The organism is Streptomyces sp. NPDC086549, from assembly GCF_044746205.1.
Classification (GTDB): Bacteria; Actinomycetota; Actinomycetes; order Streptomycetales; family Streptomycetaceae; genus Streptomyces.
On the sequence record NZ_JBIVBS010000014.1, the window covers coordinates 44614 to 68505 of the forward strand.

A 23892-nucleotide genomic window follows, 5' to 3' on the forward strand; every position below is an offset into this window, starting at 1 on the left:
GCGTCACCCGCGGACGATTGCGCGAGGCGGCGTCGGCGCCCGACACCTGTTGGCCTGTCACTTCGGATCCGCGACCACCTGCGTCCGCACGGCGACCCTGCCCGCGTAGCGGAACCAGAGGTTGTAGTCGACCGTCGCTCCGGGGGCCAGGGGCGGCGGATCCAGGATGACGACGCCGAGACCTCCGGGGGCCATCCGTACACGACCCCCGGCCGGGACCGGGACGGACCGCACCCGGTCGGTCCTCCCTGGACCAGTCGTACGGATCATGCTGATCCCCGTGTCCGGGGAGTCGGCGTACAGCAACGTGTCGCCGACGGCACCGGTGTTCCGGATCTCGAAGTACGCGACGGCGGAGGCGGCTCCGGCCGGGGCGACGAGCCGCGCGTCGACGATGGTGATCCTCGGAGGGGGATCACCGGCGGCCCCGGTCGCCGTGTAGGCGACCAGCAGAGCCAGTGCTCCGCCGCCCGCGGCCAGGGGAGCGAGAACCGGACCGGCGGCCCTTCTGAGGAAAGCGACGACGCATGTGGTGTTCCAGGTCACGTAGAAGTAGTCGGGAGCCGGTGGCCGTGAGTTCCCGGTCCGATTCCGATGAAGCCGGGAACCTGATGGGCCAGGCGCACGACTACTGGGACGTGGGACAGATCAGGCGACGGCCACGTCGCGCCAAGGAGTATCTCGCCTGGCCCTCGGACGATCCGGTCGCACTGGACGTGGGGCTGCGTGACGTCCGCTGCCGAGCGGATGCGACGACCGAGGTTCGGGGCGTGCACCTCGACGTACGCATAGGGGAGCGCGTCGCGCTGACAGGCGTAGCGAACTCGGCCGGTACGGCGATGTTGACCGCGCGCCGGGTCGCGGCGGTGCCTGCGCGGTGGTCGGGCTCCACCAGGTGAGCGGTGGCCAGGTCAGCGTGGGCGGGCGGGACAACCGGAACCCCGCCGAACGGGCGTGGCGCAGCACGGCCTGTGCGTGGCTTCCGTGCGTGACCGAGGTGCCTGGCTCCATGGCGAGCGCAGACACGGTGTCGGTGCGCATCCGAGGACCGGCGCCGGTGGCATCGTCCGTTGCATACGGGTCGGGGGCCGGTGGGCTGTCGCACGGGCCGCCGAGCCAATCGGCACGAAGCCTCCGACTTGGTGTCGCCCTGGCCCTCTCGGCGAGCGGAAGCGCCAATTCCACGGAGGCCGCGGCACATTGACCGAAAGTCGCGGGAACTCACTCGGTCGCCTGTCCGACTACTGATGCGACGGCGCGGCAGAGCGCACGGTCGCGGCAGCAGTCAGGAGGGCCTCATGACACCCGAGATAGAGAACGCGTTCGCAGCGATCAGAAGCGACCACGGCGCGGAATCCCTCAGCCGGGTGGAGCGGATGCTGGAACCCGGAGGGGCAGGGCCACGGCATCCGCTCCAGAAGGGAGCCAAATGGATCCTGCCGGGCCTGTCTCCCACTCCGTGGCACGATCCCCACGCCCACCCGGAACTGACATCCGTCGTCGATGCGCTGGAATCCGCTCATCCGGTCATCAAGGATGAGTTGAACTCGGCCTGGGAGATGCGACGGGAGGCGTTTTCCGACTACGAGCACTATCTGACCCGGCAGGAGGACTGGCAGGCTCTCTACCTCTACCGCGATGGGGCAATGGTCGAGGAATCGGCCGGGGCCGTGCCCACCGCCCACAAGGTGCTCAAAGAATTCGCCGTCGACGCGGAGAAGATCTGTCCTCTCCTGGAAAGTCACTTCTCCACCTTGCTGCCCGGTGCGTCCATTGCCCCGCATTGCGACCTGTGGAACTTCAGCATCAACCTGCATCTCGCCGTGGACATCCCCGACGGGTGCAGCATCACCGTCGCCGGTGAGACCCGCACCTGGCATGAAGGCCACTGCCTGCTCTTCGACTACTCCTTCGAGCATGAGGCGCGCAATGACGGTGATCGTCCACGCACCTGCCTCCTCGTGGACCTCTGGCATCCGGAAACTACTATTCCGGAACGGCGGGCGCTGGTGGCGCTCATCTCGGAAATCAGGCGACTGATGGGGGAGAGTTGACCGCCTGAAAGTTCTGCAAAATTCAACCGACGGTTTTGCATCGTCGGTTTTCAGTGCTGCCCTAAAAGTGAATTCCCGATCCCAGGAAAGTTTTCAGAGCAGTCATTCTCAAGTTCTCTTCGGGGTGCTATCGTGACCGAAAATGATCGACGGATTCGGTATTCGTTGCTATTTCTATTCTTCTGGTGAGGGGGGACCGGACAATGTCGGCACGGCTGCCCCTTTTAGCCCTCGCGCTGGCTCAGCTGGTCATAGCGCTCGACTACAACATCGTGTACGTCGCGCTCCCCGACATAGGCGCCGGCCTCGGTTTCTCGGAGCACGACCTGCAGTGGGTGGTGAGCGCCTACGTCGTCACGACGGGTGGCTTCCTGCTGCTGGGCGGACGAGCCGCGGACCTGCTCGGCCGGCGCCGGATGTTCGTCACCGCGGCACTGATCTACGCGGGATCCTCGCTGGTGGGAGGGCTCTCGGCTACCCCGGAGGCGCTGGTCGCCGTGCGGGCGGTCCAGGGCATCGGCGGATCTCTGCTGTTCCCGGCCACCCTGTCCCTGATCAATACGATCTACGCCGAAGGACCTGATCGGAACCGGGCGTTGGCGGTGTGGGGCGCGGCGGGGGCCGGTGGACTCTGCTTCGGCTCCCTCCTCGGCGGGGTCCTGGTGGAGGCGTTCGGCTGGCCGTCCGTGTTCTTCGTCAACGTTCCCGTGGCGGGGGCCATCGCCTGGGCGGGCTGGGTGCTGTTCCCTGCGGATGCCCCACTGATCGGGGCGCGGAGATTCGACCTGACGGGCGCCCTGACCGGCACCGGAGGCATCATCCTCCTGGTGTTCCTGTTGGTGCACGCACCCGAGGTCGGCTGGAGCAGCCCCTCCGCCGTCACAAGTGCGGTGCTGTCGCCGGCTCTGCTCACGGTATTTGCCGTCGTCGAGACGCGTTCGCGCAATCCGCTGGTGCCGACCCGGCTGTTCAGGCATCGCGGGCTCGTCGCGGCGATGGCGGTGACCGCTGTGTACAGCGCCACCTTCAGTTCCCTGCCGTACTTCCTGACCCTGTACTTCCAAACCGTGCGCGGCTACAGCGCGTTCGCGACCGGTCTTGCCTTCCTCGTACCGGCCGTGGTGGTCGCCGCCGGAACCCAGGCCGGGGAGCGGGCCGTCGCAGCGGTCGGTGTGCGCCGCATGCTGGTCGGCGGTATGGCACTCGGCGCGATGGGAGCAGTTGCCCTCGGCCTTGCGCTCACCCGGCACGATCCGTACGCCATGCTGTTGCCGGGAATCGTGCTGCTGGGTCTGGGCCAGGGAGCCGCCTGGACCGGCATGTGGATCATCGCCGCCGCCGGTGTCGCTCCCGATGACCAGGGCGTGGCGTCGGGGCTCGCCTCCACCAGCCTCCAAGTCGGCGGCGCGGTGGGTCTCGCGGTGCTGGTGGCGCTGGCCGGCGCTGCCGGGCAACACCCGGCCGGCGGCGCCTCGCTGGTCGGCATAAGAGCGGCCGTGTTCGCGATAGCGGCCGGAATCGCCTGCGCGGTGCCGCTCGCCCTTGCCGTGCGCAGAACCACCACCGGTCCCTGAACCACCACTGGTTCCTAGACCACCACCTGTCCCTGAACCACCACCGCTCCCTAGACCACCACCGGTCCCTAGACCACTCCTGCCTCCCCGTCTCCTCCGGACGTCCCCGGAACTCCCCACACTTGGAGATCAGCCGTGCCCAATAGCGCCCCCAGCCCACCGGCCGCCGTTCTGTCCGGCCTGGCCGGATGTGTTCCGCCCCGTGTGGTCACCAACGACGAACTGGCCGAGCGGCTCGCCACCGACGACGCCTGGATCCGCACGCGCACCGGAATTCGCCGCCGCCACGTCATCGAGCCGGGCCAGGCGACCTCGGACCTGGCCGTTGAGGCCGGGCATCGGGCCCTGGGCAATGCAGGCGTCGACTCCGTCGACGCGGTGATCGTCACCACGACCACACCCGACCGGCCCTGTCCGGCCACGGCGCCGACGGTCGCCGCCCGGCTCGGGCTCGCCGGAGCGGCCGCCTTCGACGTCGGTGCGGTGTGCACCGGATTCGTGTACGGACTCGCCACCGCCGCCGGGCTGATCACCTCCGGTGTGGCCGGACGCGTCCTGCTCGTCGGCGCGGACACCTACTCAACCATCGTGGATCCGCTCGACCGGGCCAACGCCATCATCTTCGGAGACGGCGCCGGCGCCGTCGTCCTGCGCGCCGGACGCGCCGACGAACCCGGTGCCGTGGGCCAGTTCGACCTCGGCAGCGACGGCGCGTACGAGGACCTCATCACGGTCGCCGCGGGCGGTTCCCGCAAGCGCTCGACCGGAGACGAAGTACAGCGCAGCGAACGGCACTTCGCGATGCGCGGCAGCGAGGTCTACCGTCACGCGGTGACCCGCATGGCCGAGTCCGCGCGCACCGTCCTGCGCACCGGCGGCTGGAAGATCGACGACGTCGACCACTTCGTCCCGCACCAGGCCAACCTGCGCATCCTGCACTCGGTCGCCGACGACCTGGGCCTGCCCCGGGAACGCTGCGTCGCCAATGTCGACTCGGTCGGCAACACCGGGGCCGCATCCATACCCCTGGCGCTAGCCGACGCGGTCGCCCAGCAGGTGATTCGACCCGGCGACCGACTCCTGCTCACCGCCTTCGGCGGTGGACTCACCTGGGGCTCCTGCCTGCTGACCTGGCCCGAACTGCCCCTGCCGGCCCATCCGTACGACCGAGGAGAAGAAGCCCCCTCATGAGCACCACCTACGACCGGCTGGTCGAGATCCTGGCGAAACTGCACGACGCCCCGGCCGACCGCTTCACCCCCGAGGCCACCTTCGCCGACCTGGACGTCGACTCGCTGACGATGGTCGAGATCAGCATCCGCATCGAACGCGACCTCGGTGTGACGGTGCACGACAGCGAGCTGCGGCCCACCCTCACCCTCGGCAGCACCGCGGCACTGATCGACGCCAAACAGGCCGGCTGACCGACCCCACGAAGGAAGACACCCATGAAGGTCACCGAACAGCTCGGCTCGGCGCTCGGCGCCACGATCGACGACTTCGACCACACCAGCGCCTCCGACGCGGACATCGAGACGCTCAAGCAGATCATCTACACGAAGAAGATCGCTGTCCTGAAGGGACAGAACCTCTCTCCCCAGCAGTTCCTGGACCTCGGCAGGCGCCTCGGGCGTCCCGAGACGTACTACGAGCCGATGTACCACCACCCCGAGCTCCGGGAGATCTTCGTCTCCTCCAACGTCCCGGAGAACGGCAAGCAGATAGGCGTGCCCAAGACCGGCAAGTTCTGGCACGCCGACTACCAGTTCATGCCCGATCCCTTCGGCATCACCCTGATCTACCCCCAGGTCATTCCGCAGAAGAACCGCGGCACCTACTTCATCGACATGGGCCGGGCCTACGAGAGGCTGCCCGAGGACCTCAAGAAGCAGGTCGCCGACACCTACTGCCGGCACTCGGTCCGCAAGTACTTCAAGATCCGCCCGCACGACGTCTACCGCCCGCTCTCCGAGATCATCGAAGAGGTCGAGCGCAAGACCCCGGCCGTCCGTCAGCCCACCACGTTCACCCACCCCCTCACCGGCGAAACCGTCCTGTACATCAGCGAGGGCTTCACCGTCGGCATCGAGGACGGGGACGGCAAGCCGCTCGACGACGACCTGCTTCACCGCCTGTTCGAGGGCACCGGTCAGCTCGACGACACCTTCGAGCACGACAACATCCACCTGCAGAGCTTCGAGCAGGGCGACCTGCTGATCTGGGACAACCGCAGCCTCATCCACCGCGCCCGGCACACGACCACCCCCGAGCCGACCGTCTCCTACCGCGTCACCGTCCACGACGAGCGCAAGCTGCATGACGGGATACGGGTGCCATGACCACGGCCTCCGTCGACCGCTCGTACGCCACCGACACCGACCTGCTGGAGCGCGTCCTGGCGCCGTACAAGGCACACTGCAAGTACTTGAAGTCCGCCGTCGTCACGGCCGGCCCTGAACGCACATCGGCGCGCTGCGAGTTCGCGATCCCCGAGTCCTGCTACATCGATGACACAGGCCACCTGAACTCGGTCGAGGTAAACATCGCCTACAACCAGATGATGTACTACCTCGTCGCGAAGTCCGTACAGGAAGGGCTCCTGGCCGGGTTCGAGAACTGGACCCTGGATGACTTCTGGCGGCACCAGCTCCCGGACATCCTCATCGCCCGCTTCGCAGGCAACTTCCGGCGTCCGGTCAACCCCCGTTCCTTCACCGGGGAGATGGAGCTCCTGTCCGTCACCCGGCGCGTGCCCGGCGGCGGCAAGCCGTTCCTCCACGCCGAGACCTCGTACCGCTACTGGGACGCCGACGGCGGCCGGTGCGACGGCGAGGCGACTCTCGCATTCGTCAACGTCCCCTGAACGACCGAAGGGATCGCCCATGGAGACGCTCGTCCAGACCATCAGCTTCCATGCCGACCACCGGCCCGAGACCCCGGCCGTGCTCTGCGAGGGCCGCAGCCTCTCGTACGGCGAACTGCACCGCGAGAGCAACCGCATCGCCCACGCGATCGAGGCCGCCGGACTCACCGAGGGCGACCGCGTGGCGTACCTGGGCAAGGAATCCGAGTACTACTACGAGCTCCTCTTCGGCTGCGCCAAGAGTGGCACCGTCCTGGTCCCCGTCAACTGGCGGCTCACCGCACCCGAGGTGAGCCACATCCTCCAGGACTCCGGCACCAGACTCCTGTTCCTCGAGTCGGAGTTCGCGCCGATCGTGGAACGCATGCCGACCGCGCCACCCGAGACGGTCGTACCCCTCGGCCCGGACTTCGCGGGCTGGAAGGCCGAACACGCGGACACCGACACGAAGTCCGACGCCACTGCCGACACTCCGGTCGCCCAGCTCTACACCAGCGGTACCACCGGCCTGCCGAAGGGCGTGGTCCTCGCCCACCGCAGCTTCTTCGCCATCCGTGAGGCCCTGGTGCGCGAGGGGCTCGACTGGATCGACTGGCGGGACGGTGACATCGCGCTCGTCGGTATCCCCGGCTTCCATATCGGCGGCCTGTGGTGGGCCACGCAGAACTTCAACGCGGGGACGACCATCGTGGCGATGCGCGCCTTCGCCGCCCGCCATGCCGTGGACCTGATCCGCGATCTCGGTGTCACCACGGCCTGCGTGGTTCCGGCGATGCTCCGCATGATGCTCACCGAACCAGGTGTCAGCGCCAAGGACTTCACCACGCTCCGCAAGACCGTCTACGGCGGCTCACCGATCTCCGAGAGCCTGCTGGAGGAGAGTCTCGCCGTACTGGACTGCGACTTCGCGCAGATCTACGGTCTCACCGAGACCGGCAACACCGCCGTGTGCCTGCCACCGGCCGACCACGTTCCCGGCGGACCGCGCATGCAGGCCGCCGGCCACCCCTATCCGGGCGTCCGCGCCAAGGCGATCGACGACGAGGGCAACGAACTGCCGCCGGGCGAGATCGGCGAGGTCTGCCTGCACACCCCAGCCAGGATGGTGGAGTACTGGGGCCTGCCCGACAAGACCGCGGAAACCCTGGTCGACGGCTGGATCCACACCGGCGACGCCGGGTACATCGACCAGGACGGCTACATCTTCATCCGGGACCGGATCAAGGACGCCATCCTCGTCGCCGGCGAGAACGTGTACCCCGCCGAGATCGAGAACGTCCTGGAACACCACCCGGGCGTGGCCGAGGCGGTGATCGTCGGAGCCCCCGACGAGCAATGGGGCGAGCGGGTCCACGCGTTCGTCGTCCCCGTCCCGGAGGAGCAGCCGAGCCCACGGGACCTGCACACCTTCCTCGTTCCGCGTCTCGCCGCCTTCAAGCTGCCGTCGGCTTACGAGTTCATCGACCACGTGCCGCGCAACCCCAGCGGCAAGATCCTCCGCCGCGAACTGCGTGACCGCTTCTGGGGCGACTCCGCCCGCAAGGTCAACTGACGCCGCTGACACCGTCGTAGAGAGAGCCCATGCCTGAACCCCTCACCCCGGAGAGCTTCCGCGCCGACCTCGCGGAGTTCCTGTACCTGCGGCCCGACGAAGTCGACCTGGAGGAGAGCCCGTTGGACGCGGGCCTCGACTCCCTGCGCATCGTCACCCTGCTCGAACGGTGGCAGGCCGCCGGCGCGGACGTCAGCTTCGTGGACCTCGCCGAGCGCACGTCCTTCGCGCAGTGGTGGCAACTCCTGGCCGAGCGCCAGGGAGGTGCGGCGCATGCCGACACCTGAGCCCGTTCGCCGATACCCGCTGCTGGCCGCCCAAGAAGGCATCTGGACCGGCCATCAGCTCGACCCGGACAGCCCCGCCTACAACACGGCCGAGTACGTGTGCATAGACGGCCCGGTGGACGCGGCCGTCTTCGACATGGCGCTCCACCACGTCGTCGCCGAGACCGAAGCCCTCAACGTCACTTTCGCAGCAGACGGGGAAGGGCGCCCCTGGCAACTCGAAACTCCGTTCCGTGTCTGGCAGTTGCACACTGCCGACCTCACCGACGACCCAGATCCGGACACGGCCGCCCGCGCATGGATGGCCGCGGACATGGTCCGGCCCGTGGACCTGACTCGCGGTCCGGTGTTCGGCCACGCCCTGCTGAAGACCGGAAACGACCAGTATCTCTGGTATCACCGAGTGCACCACATTGCCCTGGACGGCTTCGGTCTCTCCCTGGTCGCCCGCCGTGTAGCCCAGGTCTACACGGCCCTCATGGCGGGGGAGCCGGTACCGGACAGCGGCTTCGGCACACTGGAGTCGGTCCGCGCCGAGGAACGCGCCTACCGCGAGTCCGCCCGCTACGCCAAGGACCGTACCTACTGGACTGACCGGTACGCCGACCGTCCTTCGGTGGCTACGCCGGCCGACCTGTCCGCCCTGCCCGCCCGCACCTTCCACCGCTGCGTCACCGATCTCGACGCGACCCGGGCCGACGCCCTGCGCACGGTCGCCCGTGAGCTGTCGGTCACCTGGTCCGAGGTGCTGCTCGCGGCGACCGTCGCCCAGCTGCACCGGGTCACCGGAGCGCCACAGATCGTCCTGAGCCTGCCGGCCATGGGCCGTCTCGGCTCCGTGTCACTGCGCGTACCGGCGATGGTGCGCAACATCCTGCCGTTGCGTGTCGCCGTCTCCGCCGATGACAGCCTGCGCGACCTTGCGGCCCGCGTTTCCCGCGAACTCCGTGCCGGTCTGCCGCACCAGCGCTACCGGTATGAACAACTGCGCCGCGACCTGAAGCTGGTGGGCGGCCAGCGCAGGCTCTCCGGGCCCGGCGTGAACATCATGCCGTTCGAGTACGACCTGCGGTTCGCCGGACACCGCAGTACCGTCCACAACGTCTCCGCCGGTCCGGTCGACGACCTGGCGGTCAACGTGTACGACCGCTCCGACGGCACGGGCCTGCGCATCGCGGTGGACGCCAATCCCGATCTGTACGAACAGACTGAAGTCGTCGCGTTTCAGGAGGGGTTGCTCGCTCTGCTCGACGAGGCAGTGGCCGCCCCCGACCAGCCCCTGCCCCTGAACTCCGCAACGGTCCTGGACGGCGGCCCGCTACCAGCCCCCGTGCGCCCGGTGCTCAGCCTGATCGCCGACCACGCCGCCCACCGGGGCGGAGCCGTCGCCGTGGAGCACGCGGGGGACAGCGTCACCTACGCCCGGCTGTACGGCAGCGCACGCGACGTGGCCCGCCGCCTGACGGCGCGGGGCATCGGTCAGGGCGCCCTGGTGGCCGTGGCGCTGCCGCGGGGGATCGACGCCGTCACCGCCATCCTCGGCGTGCTGCTTTCGGGTGCGGCCTACTGTCCCCTCGACCTGGCCGCCCCCGCCGACCGGACGACGCAGCTGCTGCGCGATGCCGCACCCGCCCTGGTCCTGACGACAGCCACCCGTGCGAGCACCTTCGCAGGCACGCCTGTACTCGCGCTCGACCGGTCGGACTCACCCCTCGGCCCCGCTCCAACGCCGCCTCTGCCCCAGGACTCCGCCTACGTCATCCACACCTCCGGCTCTACCGGCCGCCCCAAGGGCGTCGAGATCAGCCACAGCGCCCTGGCGAACTTCGTGGCAGGTGCCACGTACCGTTACGGACTGCGATGCGAGGACCGGGTCCTGCAGTTCGCGCCGCTCCATTTCGACGCCAGCGTGGAGGAAATCCTTCTCACCCTGTGCGTCGGCGGCACGCTCGTCGTCCGCACCGACGACATGACGGAATCGGTCCCACGGTTCCTGGGCGACTGCGCACGCCTGCGGATCAACGTGCTGGACCTGCCCACCGCCTACTGGCACGAACTCGCCTACGCGCTCTCGACAGGAACGACAGCTCTGCCCGCAGGGGTGCGGGCCGTCGTCATCGGCGGCGAGGCCGCGCTCCCCGAGCGGGTGGAGCGCTGGCGCAAGGCCGTCGGAACGTCGGTCCAGCTGTTCAATACCTACGGCCCGACCGAGGCGACCGTGGTCGCCACCGTCGCCGACCTGCACGACCCCGCGCTCGGCCCCGGCGACGCACCGATCGGACTGCCGCTCCCCGGCACCCGGGCCGCCGTCGTCGGCGGGGAGCTGTATCTCCTGGGGGACAACCTGGCACTCGGCTACCGGGGGGCCGGCACCCCCGATGCCGCTCGGTTCGCCCCACTCGCAGCGATTCCCGGACGGCCCCGCGCCCATCGCACCGGCGACCTGGTGGACATCGGCGAGGACGGGCAACTGCGGTTCCTCGGCCGGGCGGACGAGGAATTCAAGATCAGCGGTCACCGCGTACATCCCGCCGAGGTGGAGAGTGCCCTGCTGACCCATCCACGGATCCGTGAGGCGGCGGTCGTCGGACAGACATTGCCGGACGGCACCCGACGCCTCGCGGCCCATCTGGTTGCGGACCCTCCGGCCCCGTTGGCCTCCGAGGTGAGGGATCACCTGCGGGCGAAGCTGCCCGCGGCGATGATCCCCTCAGCCGTCGAATTCCAAGACCGCCTGCCCCGCACGGGATTCGGCAAGATCGACCGAGCCGCGCTCAGCACACCTTCCGCACCCCAGGCCCCCGCTGTCGGAAGCCCCCTGGAGCGGACCGTCATCGGCATCTGGCAACAGATCCTGGGCGCCGAAGACATCTCCGCCGACGACGATGTCTTCGATCTGGGCGCCCAGTCCCTCCAAGCCATCCAGGTCGCCAACAGGCTCGGGATGGAACTCGGCCGCGACGTACGGGTGGCCTGGCTGTTCCAGTACCCCACCGCCGCGGAACTCGCCCGCTTCCTCGATGACCGGTCGCCCGCCACCACGGGCCTCCCGGTGACGCTTCAGACCGACACCGTCCTCGACCCGGACATCCGGCCCGGTACCGGCCACCGTCCGGACAGAGTCCGGCGCATCCTCCTGACCGGCGCCACGGGCTTCGTCGGCGTACACCTGATGGCGGAGCTACTGGCCACCACAGAAGGCGAGATCGTCTGCACCGTGCGCGCGCGCACCGCCGGCGAGGCCGTGGACCGCATCCACCAGGCTCTGGAGCATCACCACCTCTCGCTCCCCGAAGCCGCGAAGCACCGCATCACCGCTGTCCCCGCCGACCTCGCCCGCCCCGACCTGGGTCTGGGACAGGACCTCCCGGGCGAACTGGCCGAGACCTGCGACGCGATCTTCCACAATGCCGCGACGGTCAGCATCATGCGGGAGTACGGCACCCTGCGCGCCGTCAACACCGAGTCCACCCGGCACCTGCTGCGCATGGCTGCCCCACGGTCGATCCCCCTCCACTACGTCTCCACGCTGTCCGTGGCCCCGCCTGCGAGCCTCAGCCCCGAGGTACCGGAGGCCTTCCTGCCACCCCACGCCGGTCTGCGCTACGGCTACCAGCAGTCGAAGTGGGCCTCCGAACGACTCCTTGAACAGGCGGCCGAACGTGGTCTGCCGGTCACCGTGCACCGTCTGGGACGAGTGGTCGGACCCGCCGGCTCCGGATACGTCAACACACGCGACTTCCTGTGGAGCGTGCTGCGGGCGGGTATCCCGGCCGGGATCCTCCCGGAGTTGTTCGAGGACGAGATCTGGACACCGGTCGACCACGCCGCCGAAGCCCTCGTGCACCTCGCCCTCACAGCCCCCGGTCCCGTCTTCAACCACGCGGCCGTACCGAGGGTGCGGCTGAGCGATATCTACGACTGGGTCGAGGAGTACGGCTATCCCGTACGACGCCTGCCGCTGACCCAATGGCGCGATCAGTTGCCTCGCTCGGCCGACGTCGCCGCCACCACCCTCGCATTCTTCGACTCGAACGAGACGACCAGGAGCGGCGCACCCGACCTGAGCCTAGGACCCGTCCACGCCGACAACGTCCGCCAGGGACTGCGCGGCAGCGGCATCACCTCCCCGCCCCTCGGCCGAGACCAGGTCTTCCGGTACCTCGACCACTGCGTGGCCGCGGGTGAACTGCCCGCACCGGCCGGAAATGAACCCCATCGGGCGTCCTCCGCAAAGTAGTTGGACTTCGCCGGGAACTCATGACCACCGCGCCACGACTACTGCAACGGAACATCACCGAGCCCTGCAAGTAAGGAGCCAGCATGTCCATCAAACGGCCGGTTGCCACAGTTCTGGCCGCGGCCCTGTGTCTGGTCACGGCGGCATGCGCCGACTCCTCGAAGGACGAGAAGGCGAGCGGCAAGCAGGCCGATGCCGCAGCGTCGAAGACCGGATATCCGGTGACCATCGAGAACTGCGGCCGGACCGAGACCTTCAAGAAGGCCCCCGGCCGAGTGGTCGTCATGAACGGCGCCTCCGTCGCCGAGGTCTCGACACTGCTCGCCCTCGGCCTCGGCGACAAGATCGTCGCCAACGAGCAGAGCTACGGCATGAGCGAGGTACCCGGCCGGGCCAAGGCCATCAAGGCCCTGCCCACCGGGAACATCAAACTGAACGACGCCTACGACATCCCCCGCGAGGCCATGCTCGGCCTGCGCCCGGACCTGGTGCTGTCCACGACGTCGTACGGCTTCGACGAGAAGAACGGTTTCGCCACCCGCGACCAGTTGCAGCAGGTGGCAGCCAACACCTACGTCTCCCCGCAGGGCTGCAACCAGGACACCTCGAAGATGACCACCGCCGACAGCTACACGCTGCTGCGCGAAATGGGGAAGATCTTCAACGTCAGCGACCGGGCGAAGAAGCTGATCACCGCCTCCCGGACACACATCGACGAAGTGGCTGCCAAGGTCAAGGGCAAGAAGGCGCCCAAGGTCATGGTGCTCTTCTCCAACATGTCCATGGGCGGCAACGACTTCAGCTCCGTCGTCGCCCATGGCATCTACAACGACATCCTCACCAAGGCCGGCGGCTCCAACGCCTTCGAGTCGGCCTCCAAGACCTCCTTCGCCGACCTGAGCAAGGAGAAGGTCGCCGCCACCGACGTCGACGCGCTGGTCGTCATCGGCTACAACGACCCCGACCCGGCGGCCTACGCCAAGAAACTGTTGAAGGAGTTCCCCCAGTGGCCGGCCGCCAAGAAGAACAAGTACGTGGCCCTGTCCGACTCGATGTACCTCGGCCCGAGCAACGACCTGGCCGTACAGAAGATCGCGAAGACTCTGCACCCGGACGCGTTCTGAGCCGACCGACCCGACTGAGGGTCTCCCTGGCTTTCACCCTCCTGCCCGTCGCGCTGATCGCCACCATGATCGTGGCGATCAGCATCGGAGCGGTCACCATCCCGCTCGGTGACGTGTGGGGCGTCGTCTGGCACCACGTCACAGGACAGGGTGCCTCCGGCGACCTTGCGACCGACCAGATCGTCTGGAACTTCCGCACGCCCCGGGTGGTCCTCGCCGCCCTGGTCGGCGCGGGCCTGGCCGTCACCGGAGCGGTGCTGCAGACCGTGGTGTCCAACCCGCTCGCCGACCCCATCGTCCTCGGCTTCTCCTACGGCGCCACGCTCGGCGCGGTGCTGGTCATCACCCTGGGCGGCGGCGTGGCACTCGCCGGGCTCGGGGTGTCGGCGGCGGCCTTCCTCGGTGCGGTGGTAGCGGGCGCACTCGTCTTCGCACTCGGACAGCGCCGGGGCCGTATGGCACCCACCCGACTGGTGCTGGCCGGGGTCGCGGTCGGCTACGTCTTCCTGTCGGCGACGAGCTACGTCCAGTTGCAGGCGACGCCGACCGAGCTGCGCACGGTGATGTTCTGGATGCTGGGCAGCGTGGCCGGCGCCCAATGGGACCAACTCCCCACGGTCACCGTGGTGGTCCTGGCCGGCACCGCCCTCCTCACACTCTTCGGTCGACGGCTCAATGTCCTGCTGGCCGGCGACGAGTCCGCCACCGCGCTCGGCGTCGACGTCAACCGGCTGCGCGCGATGCTCCTGGTACTCAGCGCACTCCTGACCGGCACGGTCATCGCCGTCGCCGGCAGTATCGGCTTCGTCGGCCTGATGATCCCGCACCTGGTCCGCCTCACCCTCGGCGCCGACCACCGCCGCCTACTGCCCCTCACCGCTCTGCTGGGCGCCCTCTACCTGGTCCTCGTAGACCTGCTCTCCCGCACTCTCAACCGCCCCAACGAACTGCCGCTGGGCATCCTCACCGCCCTGCTCGGCGCACCTTTCTTCCTGTGGCTGCTGCGCCGCAACAAGGGCCTGGACTGAAGCATGAAACTCACCGTCGACCAGCTCCACATCATCCTGGACCGCCGGCCGATCCTGCACGCCGTGAGCCTGGAGGCCCGCAAGGGCGACATCGTCGGCCTCGTCGGCCCAAACGGCAGTGGCAAATCAACCCTGTTGCGCGCCGTCTACCGCTCGCTCCGCCCGGCGGACGGCGTGGTCAGAGTCGGCGAGGACGACGTATGGACCCTGTCCGCCCGCACCGCGGCGCGCCGCACCGCCGCCGTCCTCCAGGACGCCACCGGCAACACAACGGGTCTGACCGTCACCGAGATCGTCGCGCTCGGCCGTGCCCCTCACCACGGGCTGCTGGGGCGCGACGGCGCCGAGGACCACCGCGCGGTGGAAAACGCCATCGACCGGTGCGGCGTTCGACCCTACGCGGTCCGGGACTACGCCTCCCTGTCCGGAGGCGAGCGTCAACGTGTCCTGCTGGCAAGAGCCTTGGCGCAGGACCCGCAGCTCCTCGTGCTCGACGAGCTGACCAATCACCTCGACATTCGAGCCCGGTTCGAGCTGCTGGACCTGATCCGCGCCACTGGTGTCACCACGCTGGCGGTCCTGCACGACCTCGACCTGGCCGCCCGGCTCTGCGACCACATGGTTGTCCTCGATGAGGGAAACGTGGTCGCGGCGGGGCCTGTCCTGGAGGTACTCACCCCGCAGATCCTCGCCGGCGTCTTCGGCGTACGGGCGTCCGCCGAACGGCACGCCGACGGCGTCGTCCGCATCACCTACGCGGCTCAGCCTCTCGCCCACGCGGCGGACAGGGGTGAGGGCGAGACCAGTGACGATGACGCTGCGGGGGACGAGTTGACCGTGCGGAGCGGTGACCACTGATCCAGAGCCAGCCTCCCTGTTCGACGTCGGACTCAGGGGCCTCGTACTGGATTCCGGCACGTGTGGCTTCACTCGCCTGCACTCCGCCGAACCGGGCCACCAAGTGCAGCGCCATGTCGATGCCGGCCGACACCCCAGCGCTGGTGACGACGTCACCATCATCCACGTAGCGGTCCCGCGCGCGCACGTCGACCGTGCCGTCGGTCTTTGCCAGCTTGTCGAGGTAATCGCGGTGGGTGGCCGGCCGGCCTGCCAGCAGCCCTGCGGTCGCGAGCACCAGTGAGCCGGTGCACACGCTCGCCAGGACGGTTCCGCGCTGGTGGAGGTCGCGCAGCCTCGAGGTGCCGGTCGTCCCGCACCAGGGTGCGGGTGCCGCTGCCACCGGGATGGACGAGCAGGCCCCGCCGACTGGCCAACACCCTTCCGTCGTGCGGGGGCGCACTTCCCTCGGCTCCGTGCCAGGCGCAGGCCCGGCGGGTCGTATGGACGCGGCCTGATCCGGACCTGGCCCGGCACGCCTGCAAACGGGGCACATGGTGGCGGCGCCCCTCGTGCGATGGCGGGGATGGTGCGATGCCGGCGGAGCGTCCCGCCCGGCCCGCCGCGGCGGCGTCAGGACGACGGCGGCCACAGTGCTGGACGAAGACCCCTGTGCGCCTGGTGCGAACGAGCGGGGCCGGCCGGATCCGGCGGGTGCCGGGCGAGAAGACGATCACTCTCCGGGAAGGACACGCCGGACGGACGAAGGGCGCTCAAACTCGAAGACTGACGGGCCGACCCCGCCACCCCGCATACTGATGCATTGCAATTGTTGTTGCAAGTAGTTCGCAATAAAGGCTTAGGGTGTCCTTGGGTGATCACCCACCCGGAAAGGGGACGTGCCTGATGGGCACCTACGCGCTTCCCGACCTGCCCTACGACTACGCCGCGCTGGAGCCGGCCATCATGGGGCAGATCCTGGAACTGCACCACGCCAAGCACCACGCCGCCTATGTCAAGGGCGCCAACGGCACCCTCGAGCAGATCGCCGAGGCCCGCGACAAGGACCAGATCACGCCCACCTCGCTGGTCGGACTGGAGAAGACCTTCGCCTTCAACCTCTCCGGCCACGTCCTGCACTCGATCTTCTGGCAGAACCTCTCCCCGGACGGCGGCGACCGCCCCGACGGCGCCCTCGCCGACGCCATCGGCGAACACTTCGGCGGCTTCGAGCAGTTCAAGAAGCAGCTCACCGTCGCCACCAGCAGCGTCCAGGGCCCCGGCTGGGGCGTGCTCGCCTGGGAGCCCCTGGGCAAGCGGCTCATCGTCGAGCAGGTCTACGACCATCACGGCAACGTCGGCCAGGGCAGCACTCCGCTGCTGGTCTTCGACGCCTGGGAGCACGCCTACTACCTGCAATACAAGAACGTCCGCCCCGACTACGTCACCAAGCTCTGGGGCCTGGTCAACTGGGACGGCGTCGCAGCCCGCTACACCGCAGCAGCAGGCGCCTGACCCAACCCGGCACACCTCAGCCGGCGGCCGGGAAGCCGAAGTGGCTTCCCGGCGCGACCAGCCGGCTCCACGACCGTCCACCACTGACCACAGTCGACGTGGCATTCGCGATCCGCGCGACCTCCACCTCGAAAGCAGTCGCCCGGCTCCGGCGCGAGAAGGCCCAGGTCAGCGTCGCCGACGTCGCCCGCCGAGCGGACGTCTCGCGCACCTTCCTCTATGACAACGTCGAGCCCAGAGCTGCGGTCGCCGCGGCTATGACCGAGGCCGGCGAACGCCGGACCCAGATGCTCGCCGAGCAAGATGACGAGCGCGAGGCGACCTGGCGCGAACGCGCGCTGAACGCCGAGGATGCCCTCAAGGCTGTCCGGACCGAGATCCTCGCTCAGCGCACCGGCATCGGCGAACTCCTCGGTGAATTCCGCGACTTGCAGGTCGAGTAGACCGGGGAGGCCATCCAGCGGATCACCACCGAAAACGTCACCCTCAAACAGCGGGTCCGCCAGCTCACCGCCGAGAACCGAACCCTCGACGAACGGCTCAAGGCTGCCCGCTCCAACCTGCGCTTCCAGGACCGGCGCATCGCCGACCTCGAAGCCCAGATCACTTCTCCCGGTGGGTGATCACACCACCCCGGCAGGAGCTTCATGGCGGATAACCGCGTCGGCCAGCCGTCCCGGCTCGAAGACCGCCACCGCCACTGCCACGCGGAGCTCGGGGTGAGGGCGCCCCACAGCTCAGGGCCTGTTCGGCTCGTACTCCAGGACCTTGGCGATCAGGTCGTGAATCAAGAAATCCCCTGGTGAGCGGTTCTCCTTGAGCCGGTCAAGATCGGTGAGGCCGAACCAGTGACAGGCGGAGTGCTTCGTCCACTCCAGTACCGGGTGGTCGAGGTCGCCGTCGACCTCGACCAGGTAGTCGGCTTCGTGCCGCAGTCCGCCGCCGTCGTCGCCGGTCCAGGAAGCGATGCCCAGCAGTCGGCACACGCGGCGCAGGCGCCAGCCGGTCTCTTCCCGGACTTCGCGGGCGAGAGCCTCCATCAGCGATTCACTGGGTTCGACGTGTCCGCCCACGATGTCCCAGGTGTCAGGAAACAAGCGCCGGTCAGGGCTGCGTTTCTGCGCGAAAGCCTCACCCTTGTGGTTCAGGATCACCGCACCGACGGTCCAGACCTCCCCATCCGCGGGCACGGGTATCTCGACGCCCACGTCCACCGCGACGTGCTGATCATCCTCTGGCATAGGTGTCAGCATATGGGGAGGGCATCCGATGCGAGGTCGACGACCACTGCCGCATGATCAGACGGCCACACTCCGTCCACTGGGCGGTCACCGGCGCGTCGCACGGCACAGACACGGCCGAGACTGTCTACCCCGGCCAACCCCACGTGGATGTAGTCGCACCGCACGATGGGTTCAAAGGTGCGGGCAGCGAAGGGATTCGCTGCGTCCCAGGTGGCTGACGGCGCAGCCGGATCGGCGTATTCCCAGGCATCCATGAGGACCTGTCCGGGCACTGGCGGCGCGGTCTTATAGCCTCCGAGCAACCGCATCTTGTCCGAGTCCGGCCAGGCGTTGTAGTCCCCGGTGACGACCGGCGGAAAGGCTCCTGCGCCGCGGTGGACGGCGACGGCCCGGCTCCCGGTCCGTGTCACGCCGCGGCTCGGGGAGACCACCGACTCGTGTCCGCACATCTAATCCGAGCCGGCAAAGGGCTGAAAGACGTCGGACGGCTGCGGTTACCGGCGGCTGGTCAACCCCGTGGAACGGCGGCGCCCGCCGGGAGGATCACCTGAATTGGCGATGCCGTCACACCTGTTCGAGCACTCCGCGCAGATGCCCCGGCGGGAGGAGATCCACACGAACCTGCTCGACCACCTACAGGAAGCCAGGGAACGGGGCTGGCTCGGTGAGGTAGCCGCGATCGAGGCGAGCCTCGCCGCCACAGGGGGAAAGCGCACCGCCATGCGCAGCCTCGCGGCCCGGCACACCACCGTCCGCCTCGGCATGCCCGGCTGCCGCACCAGCGCCGGCCGACACACCGAGAGCCCTTACGGTGGCTGAAGGCCGTCCGGCCGCGGGCCCTTCGAGCCTGCTGCGACCGGTCGAGTATCACGGTCACCGGATGGGGTGACGGTTGCCGGTTGAGGCATCGGTGGCTTGCCCCAGAGGGATAGGACTAGCGGAGAGTAGGTCTATCAACAGGAGTCTTCGTGAAGGTCGTGAAGGTCATCGGGCGGTTGTCGATCCCTGTGGCGATGGGACTGGTTCTGGCTACAACGGGGGTCTCGGTCACGGCTGCTTCGGCCGTGTCACCTGCTCCGCGCGCTTCTGCGGCCAACGGCCCGGTTCTGGAACTCACCGCTGCCGACAACGGCAAGACGGTGACGGTCGACCGTGACGACATCGTCACTGTCTTCTTGACGAGCAGCACTACGCCCGGGCCCGGCACACCGTTCGCCTGGAGCGCGCCCACATCCTCGGACTCGAACGTCCTCGCAGAGGCAGCCAGCATCGCCACCCCGAACGGCGACGCGCTTGGCATCTTCAGAGCAACCGGCTCAGGGTCGGCCACGCTCACCGCCGTGAGGGAATGCAAGATCATCTCGCCCGGCCCCATGTGCACTGCGCCCACCCTGCTGTGGAGCGTCACCGTCAACGTGCAGTAGGCCGTGTGAGTGAACGGCCCCGGAATCAGTGAAGGTGATGTGCCCCGGCTTACGTGAAGTCGAGTTGCTGGACTCCAGGCGATCGAGGGAGTGGTCCTCAGCTCGAACTCGATGGGTGTGAGCATGCCGAGGGCGGAGTGTCGGCGTTGCCGGTTGCACGCTTTCGCCCGCCGCTGGCAGATCACGGGTCTGCTCGCCGAACTCCTCGACCGGTTGCGCCACAAAGTCCGCCAGAAGGAGGGCCGTTCGCCGGATCCGACGGCCGCCATCGTGGACTCGCAGTCGGTGCGGGCGGCGGCGAACATCCCGCGTCCGACATCCGGCTGGGACGGCGGGAAGAAGGTCGGTGGCCGCAAGCGGCATCTGGTGGTGGACTGCCTCGGTCTGGTCCTGGCCGTGGCGAGCATGCAGGACCGCGACGCCGCCGTGCCCCTGCTCGAGCGGTACGACGGCAGTACTTCTCCATACGCCTGGTGTAGGCGGATGGCGGATACGCCGGGGGCCTGGTCGACTGGGTCCGCGAGAAGCTCCGACTCACCCTTCAGATCGTCAAACGGACTGATGACGTGATGGGGTTCGTGGTGCTTCCGCGCACGTGGGCGGTGGCAAGGACGCTGAGCCGGCTGATGCGTTCGCGTCGTCTGACGCGCGACTACGAGCGCTGCCCGCCATGCACGAAGCCATGGTGCTGTGGTCGATGACCATGCTGATGAGCGGCCGCCCAGCCGGTCGCCGCCCGGATGCCTTCAGCCGGCCGGTCCCGCGGGCGCGGAACGGGCCCCCGGCCTCGTGGACCGCGACTTCGTCGCCCCCACCCCGAACCGCTGCTGGGTCGCCGACTTCACCCACGTCACCACGTTCGCCGGCGTCATCTACGTCGCCTTCGTCGTGGACACCTTCTCCCGCCGCATCGTCAGTTAGGCAGCAGCCACATCTAAGGAGACACGGCTCGTCCTGGACGCCCTCGAGATGGCCTTGTGGCAGGGCGACCGCAGGGCCGGGCGGGCCGGGGTGGTGGGCGGGGCCGACTTGCAGGCGTCGTCGTGGGCGCTCGCTGATGGTGCGGTGGCTCTTCTCGTGTGTGGGTAGTGAAGAGTGGGACGCGGGGGCGTCGTTTGCGTTCGTGGTAGGGGGCTTTGATTCCATGCGAACTAGGAAGTCCGTGGAGAGGCTGGTCTGGACCGCGTTGGCGGGGGTGTTGATCCTTGGGCTGATTCTGGCTACACCCTTCATACTCATGGCGCTTGGTCCGCAGGACGCCGACTGGGCGAAGCTCAGTCAGATCAGTCAGGCCTATGGAGCCCTGTCGGTGATCTTGTCGGCTGGGGCTCTTGTGGGGGTTGCGGCGTCGCTGGCCTACCAAGCAAGGCAGACGCGCATCGCGACAGAGGAGACGACATGGACAGCGCACCGTGAGCTGCTGCTTCTGTCGCTTGCCGAGACGGAGTTCCTGGCCTGTTGGGAACCGCCGTCCATCGCAGTGTCGTTGGAGGAGTGGCGGCGGGTTGTCTATGCCAACCTGATCATTCAGGACTGGGAGAAGAGTTTCCGGTTCGGCCTGATCAACGATGATCAATTGGCTAGGACATTCGAGATGCATTTTCGAGGACAGATAGCGCGTGATCACTGGCGGAACTCACGTACCTTTTATCTGAGTCATGCAGTCTCGGGTGGAGACCGGCGGCTGCGCCGGCTCGCAGAACTTGCCGACCGGGCCTACGAGGCGGCCACCGCCGCTGGACCACCGGTCCCGAGCGCCGACTATTTCGTGCGTCCCGGTGAGCCCGGGCAGTCAGCGTCGGCTGTTTGAGGCGTAGTAGCCGTTGGTGCTGGGAAACATTAAGGCGCCGGCGGCCCGCTGTGGGTTCCCGGGAGTGGGGAGGACGGCGTCGTGATCGGCATGCACGCCGACGTCCGCTGTCCTCGAGTAGGACCGTGTCCTCCACGTTGACGTGCAGCGGCCCTGTGCCGTCGGATTCACCAGCCGGTCCGGGGCGCCGTCGGGGTGAATCGACACCCGTACGGGCCGCCTCGCGGTCGACGTACGCGAACACCAGGGCGTGGTCTCGTCTATTGGCTGTCTCCCGTGCTCTCCTCGCCGCCGGGCGCCGCACGGTCTTGCTCGACATCATCCACCGCACCACAGGTCCGTGACCGGCCCGGGACGCGGCCTTCCAGCACGTCCGTCCCGGCGACTGCATCGTTATCAGGCGGCTCTCCAGGTTTGCCGTCGGCCTGCGCAACTTGCATGACCTGCTCCACCAGTTGGACGACGCACGCGTCGGACTGTGCTCCCTGGAAGCGCCGATCGACACCACCGCGCCCGACGGTCACCTCGTCATCCGCGCCGTCGATGCCACCCTGCAACTACAAGCCGCGTGGATCGCCGAAGTCACGACCGAGGGACAAACTGCTGCCCGTGCTCGCGGACAACGTCTTGGGTCCCCTCTCAAGCTCGCCCCCGAACAGGCCGATCTCGCACGCCAGTTGCACGCTGCGGGCCACCCCGCCCCCGGGATCGCCGCCACGCTCAAGGTCGCAAATCGACCATGTACCGCCTCGTACGGCAGCCCCCGGACGCCGTCGAGGACGACGAGGGCTGGCGGCCGGCACACCACCCCTTTCGAGCACGGGCTCAAGCGGACGGCATGACCGGGGACCGCAGGCCGAGCCACTGCTCGGCGTCCCAGGCCTGGAACCGCTCTACCTCGGTGAACCCCAGCTTTGCCGCGAGGCGCATCGAGCCGACGTTGGCGGTCTGGGTGGTGAGTACCACCGGCTCGCCGGGAAGGACGCCGTCGAACCAGGCGAGTGCCGCCGCGCACGCCTCGGCGGCGTACCCGAATCCCCACGCCCGCGGCAGGAACAGGTAGCCGAGATCGACCTTCCCCGCGGCAGCCGGGCGACGGTGCCCCGTCGCTCTCCTGAGCAGGATCTGGCCGATCATCGCCCCGTTGAGATCAACGACGAAACTCCCGGGCGACCGCTCGGGCGCCCCGGGCATCTCGCGCTCAAGCTCGCTACGCGGCCGGGGGCCGCCGAGGTAGGTGTGCACCTCTGGCGACGCCAGGAGCTCGATGAACACTGCACGGTCCCGGCCCTCGGACTCGCGGAGCACGAGCCGCTCGGTCTTGATCGGGGCAGGCGGCCAGGTGACGGACCCTAGTTCAGTCATGGCGGGCAACCTATCGCGCGCCCGCAAACGCGCTTTCACAACTCCCGAACATAGCCAGGGCTTCGGCGTCAGATACCGCTGAAGATTCGGCGCCGTGAAGCTCTGAAAGTTGCAGCTCTTGCGGGCGGCTTCGCTCTGCATGTGAGCTCGTACACCGACATGCGGTGGCCTTCGCACCGCCTCTCGCCTCACATGCCAGGAAAGTTGGTGCGACATCGCCTGGAGCAGGACCGCGGGTGGGTCTCACGCCGTTGGCTCCAGGCGATGTCAACTCTCGGCGCACCAGGGGCGCCGGCGGCGGCTACAGGGCGGCGATGACATCCGCAGAGGTCATCGGTAGCGAAAACATCGGGTAGTCGTAGGAGATGGCGTTGTCGTGCTCCTCCTGCGAGGTTGCGGCGACGCAGTCGGTCAGGGTGATCACCCGGAAGCCGTGCTCGTAACCGGTGCGCATGGTCGACTCCACGCAGCAGTTGGTGAGGAAGCCGCCGAGGACGATCGTGTCGATGCCCTTGCTGCGAAGGACAAAATCGAGGTTCGTGCTGGCGAAGGTGTCGAGCCCACGCTTGCCCTCGATGACGATGTCCCCGTTCACCGGAGTCAGCTCGTCGACGATGGCCGCGCCCCACGTGCCCTTCACGAACGCCTTCCCGTCCACCACGCCTTTAAGGATGCCGTAGGGGTGTCGGGTCAGCTCACCATAGCCTTCCGCGAACGTGATGGGCGCGTGCATGATCGACACTCCGGCTTCCCGGGCGGTGTCGACCACGGCGACGGTGTTGGCAAGCATGTCGGTGCGCTGCATGACGTCGGCGACCGCCCCGTGCAGCACGCCGCCGTCGCTGGTGAACTCGTTCTGGTACTCGATGAGCACGATTGCGGTCTTGGCCGGGTCGAGCTCGAGCTTGTCGGTCATGGCGACACCTGCTTTTCCGCGTCTTCGAGGTTAGAGGCCTCTGTGTCCTGAGACACAGC

At 68.2% G+C, this 23892-nt stretch carries 25 protein-coding genes and 2 pseudogenes; 21 read left to right on the forward strand and 6 right to left on the reverse strand.

Annotation, left to right across the window (positions count from 1 at the left end; translation table 11 throughout):
• Positions 1-57 precede the first annotated feature (57 nt).
• Positions 58-546: a copper chaperone PCu(A)C gene (locus ACIPSA_RS35265; RefSeq protein WP_402642184.1), complete on the reverse strand. Its 489-nt coding sequence runs from the start codon at positions 544-546 to the stop codon at positions 58-60.
• 26 nt (positions 547-572) lie between these two features.
• Here ACIPSA_RS35265 and ACIPSA_RS35270 point away from each other — a divergent pair, with 26 nt between their 5' ends.
• From ACIPSA_RS35270 to ACIPSA_RS35330, 13 genes are all read left to right on the forward strand, one after another.
• On the forward strand, positions 573-899 hold the full coding sequence (locus ACIPSA_RS35270; RefSeq protein WP_402642185.1) for a hypothetical protein: 327 nt from the start codon (positions 573-575) through the stop codon (positions 897-899).
• 399 nt (positions 900-1298) lie between these two features.
• Complete coding sequence (locus ACIPSA_RS35275; RefSeq protein WP_402642188.1) at positions 1299-2054, forward strand: aspartyl/asparaginyl beta-hydroxylase domain-containing protein; 756 nt, start codon at positions 1299-1301, stop codon at positions 2052-2054.
• A gap of 203 nt (positions 2055-2257) precedes the next feature.
• Positions 2258-3628, forward strand: coding sequence for an MFS transporter (locus ACIPSA_RS35280; protein ID WP_402642191.1), 1371 nt, complete (start codon positions 2258-2260; stop codon positions 3626-3628).
• 135 nt (positions 3629-3763) lie between these two features.
• Complete coding sequence (locus ACIPSA_RS35285; protein WP_402642194.1) at positions 3764-4819, forward strand: beta-ketoacyl-ACP synthase III; 1056 nt, start codon at positions 3764-3766, stop codon at positions 4817-4819.
• Positions 4816-5052: an acyl carrier protein gene (locus ACIPSA_RS35290; protein WP_402642196.1), complete on the forward strand. Its 237-nt coding sequence runs from the start codon at positions 4816-4818 to the stop codon at positions 5050-5052. The genes ACIPSA_RS35285 and ACIPSA_RS35290 overlap by 4 nt, the downstream gene beginning before the upstream one ends.
• A gap of 24 nt (positions 5053-5076) precedes the next feature.
• The gene (locus tag ACIPSA_RS35295) at positions 5077-5967 is read left to right on the forward strand and encodes a TauD/TfdA dioxygenase family protein (RefSeq protein ID WP_402642198.1); all 891 of its coding nucleotides are present in this window, start codon (positions 5077-5079) and stop codon (positions 5965-5967) included.
• On the forward strand, positions 5964-6491 hold the full coding sequence (locus ACIPSA_RS35300; protein ID WP_402642200.1) for an FcoT family thioesterase: 528 nt from the start codon (positions 5964-5966) through the stop codon (positions 6489-6491). Before ACIPSA_RS35295 ends, ACIPSA_RS35300 begins: the two co-directional genes overlap by 4 nt.
• 19 nt (positions 6492-6510) lie before the next feature.
• Complete coding sequence (locus tag ACIPSA_RS35305; protein WP_402642202.1) at positions 6511-8043, forward strand: fatty acid--CoA ligase; 1533 nt, start codon at positions 6511-6513, stop codon at positions 8041-8043.
• A 29-nt stretch (positions 8044-8072) separates the two neighbouring features.
• Positions 8073-8330, forward strand: a complete 258-nt coding sequence (locus ACIPSA_RS35310; protein ID WP_402642205.1) for a phosphopantetheine-binding protein — start codon at positions 8073-8075, stop codon at positions 8328-8330.
• Positions 8317-12570, forward strand: a complete 4254-nt coding sequence (locus ACIPSA_RS35315; protein WP_402642208.1) for an amino acid adenylation domain-containing protein — start codon at positions 8317-8319, stop codon at positions 12568-12570. The genes ACIPSA_RS35310 and ACIPSA_RS35315 overlap by 14 nt, the downstream gene beginning before the upstream one ends.
• 83 nt (positions 12571-12653) lie before the next feature.
• Complete coding sequence (locus ACIPSA_RS35320; RefSeq protein ID WP_402642211.1) at positions 12654-13694, forward strand: ABC transporter substrate-binding protein; 1041 nt, start codon at positions 12654-12656, stop codon at positions 13692-13694.
• 65 nt (positions 13695-13759) lie between these two features.
• Positions 13760-14722, forward strand: coding sequence for a FecCD family ABC transporter permease (locus ACIPSA_RS35325; protein WP_402642214.1), 963 nt, complete (start codon positions 13760-13762; stop codon positions 14720-14722).
• A gap of 3 nt (positions 14723-14725) precedes the next feature.
• Positions 14726-15580, forward strand: coding sequence for an ABC transporter ATP-binding protein (locus ACIPSA_RS35330; protein ID WP_402642216.1), 855 nt, complete (start codon positions 14726-14728; stop codon positions 15578-15580).
• On the opposite strand, the gene ACIPSA_RS35335 is transcribed toward ACIPSA_RS35330, so the two are convergent.
• Positions 15471-16115 (reverse strand): DJ-1/PfpI family protein, encoded by a 645-nt coding sequence (locus ACIPSA_RS35335; protein WP_402642699.1) that lies wholly within the window; start codon positions 16113-16115, stop codon positions 15471-15473. The two genes, ACIPSA_RS35330 and ACIPSA_RS35335, sit on opposite strands and share 110 nt — an antisense overlap.
• Positions 16116-16465: 350 nt before the next feature.
• On the opposite strand from ACIPSA_RS35335, the gene ACIPSA_RS35340 reads away from it, so the two are divergent.
• Complete coding sequence (locus tag ACIPSA_RS35340; protein WP_402642218.1) at positions 16466-17074, forward strand: superoxide dismutase; 609 nt, start codon at positions 16466-16468, stop codon at positions 17072-17074.
• A gap of 98 nt (positions 17075-17172) precedes the next feature.
• The gene (locus ACIPSA_RS35345; protein ID WP_402642220.1) at positions 17173-17517 is read left to right on the forward strand and encodes a DUF6262 family protein; all 345 of its coding nucleotides are present in this window, start codon (positions 17173-17175) and stop codon (positions 17515-17517) included.
• A 294-nt stretch (positions 17518-17811) separates the two neighbouring features.
• On the opposite strand, the gene ACIPSA_RS35350 is transcribed toward ACIPSA_RS35345, so the two are convergent.
• Together ACIPSA_RS35350 and ACIPSA_RS35355 are read right to left on the reverse strand one after the other, a co-directional pair.
• Complete coding sequence (locus ACIPSA_RS35350; RefSeq protein ID WP_402642222.1) at positions 17812-18315, reverse strand: NUDIX hydrolase; 504 nt, start codon at positions 18313-18315, stop codon at positions 17812-17814.
• 5 nt (positions 18316-18320) lie between these two features.
• Positions 18321-18704 (reverse strand): annotated as a pseudogene (locus ACIPSA_RS35355) (endonuclease); the annotation flags it as partial.
• 172 nt (positions 18705-18876) lie between these two features.
• Here ACIPSA_RS35355 and ACIPSA_RS35360 point away from each other — a divergent pair.
• The 6 genes and pseudogenes from ACIPSA_RS35360 to ACIPSA_RS35385 form a co-directional block, all read left to right on the forward strand.
• Positions 18877-19137: a hypothetical protein gene (locus ACIPSA_RS35360; RefSeq protein ID WP_402642225.1), complete on the forward strand. Its 261-nt coding sequence runs from the start codon at positions 18877-18879 to the stop codon at positions 19135-19137.
• 149 nt (positions 19138-19286) lie between these two features.
• Complete coding sequence (locus ACIPSA_RS35365) at positions 19287-19742, forward strand: hypothetical protein (protein ID WP_402642226.1); 456 nt, start codon at positions 19287-19289, stop codon at positions 19740-19742.
• Between the two features lie 153 nt (positions 19743-19895).
• The gene (locus ACIPSA_RS35370) at positions 19896-20312 is read left to right on the forward strand and encodes a transposase (RefSeq protein WP_402642229.1); all 417 of its coding nucleotides are present in this window, start codon (positions 19896-19898) and stop codon (positions 20310-20312) included.
• Between the two features lie 219 nt (positions 20313-20531).
• A complete protein-coding gene (locus tag ACIPSA_RS35375; RefSeq protein ID WP_402642231.1) occupies positions 20532-20663 on the forward strand; it encodes a DDE-type integrase/transposase/recombinase in 132 nt (43 codons plus the stop codon).
• A gap of 241 nt (positions 20664-20904) precedes the next feature.
• Complete coding sequence (locus ACIPSA_RS35380) at positions 20905-21552, forward strand: DUF6082 family protein (RefSeq protein ID WP_402642234.1); 648 nt, start codon at positions 20905-20907, stop codon at positions 21550-21552.
• A gap of 362 nt (positions 21553-21914) precedes the next feature.
• Positions 21915-22394: pseudogene (locus ACIPSA_RS35385) on the forward strand (recombinase family protein); the annotation flags it as partial.
• On the opposite strand, the gene ACIPSA_RS35390 reads toward ACIPSA_RS35385, so the two are convergent.
• Together ACIPSA_RS35390 and ACIPSA_RS35395 are read right to left on the reverse strand one after the other, a co-directional pair.
• A complete protein-coding gene (locus ACIPSA_RS35390) occupies positions 22378-22917 on the reverse strand; it encodes a GNAT family N-acetyltransferase (RefSeq protein WP_402642236.1) in 540 nt (179 codons plus the stop codon). The pseudogene ACIPSA_RS35385 and the gene ACIPSA_RS35390 overlap by 17 nt on opposite strands.
• A gap of 301 nt (positions 22918-23218) precedes the next feature.
• Positions 23219-23833 (reverse strand): cysteine hydrolase, encoded by a 615-nt coding sequence (locus tag ACIPSA_RS35395; protein ID WP_402642238.1) that lies wholly within the window; start codon positions 23831-23833, stop codon positions 23219-23221.
• Positions 23834-23892: the final 59 nt, after the last annotated feature.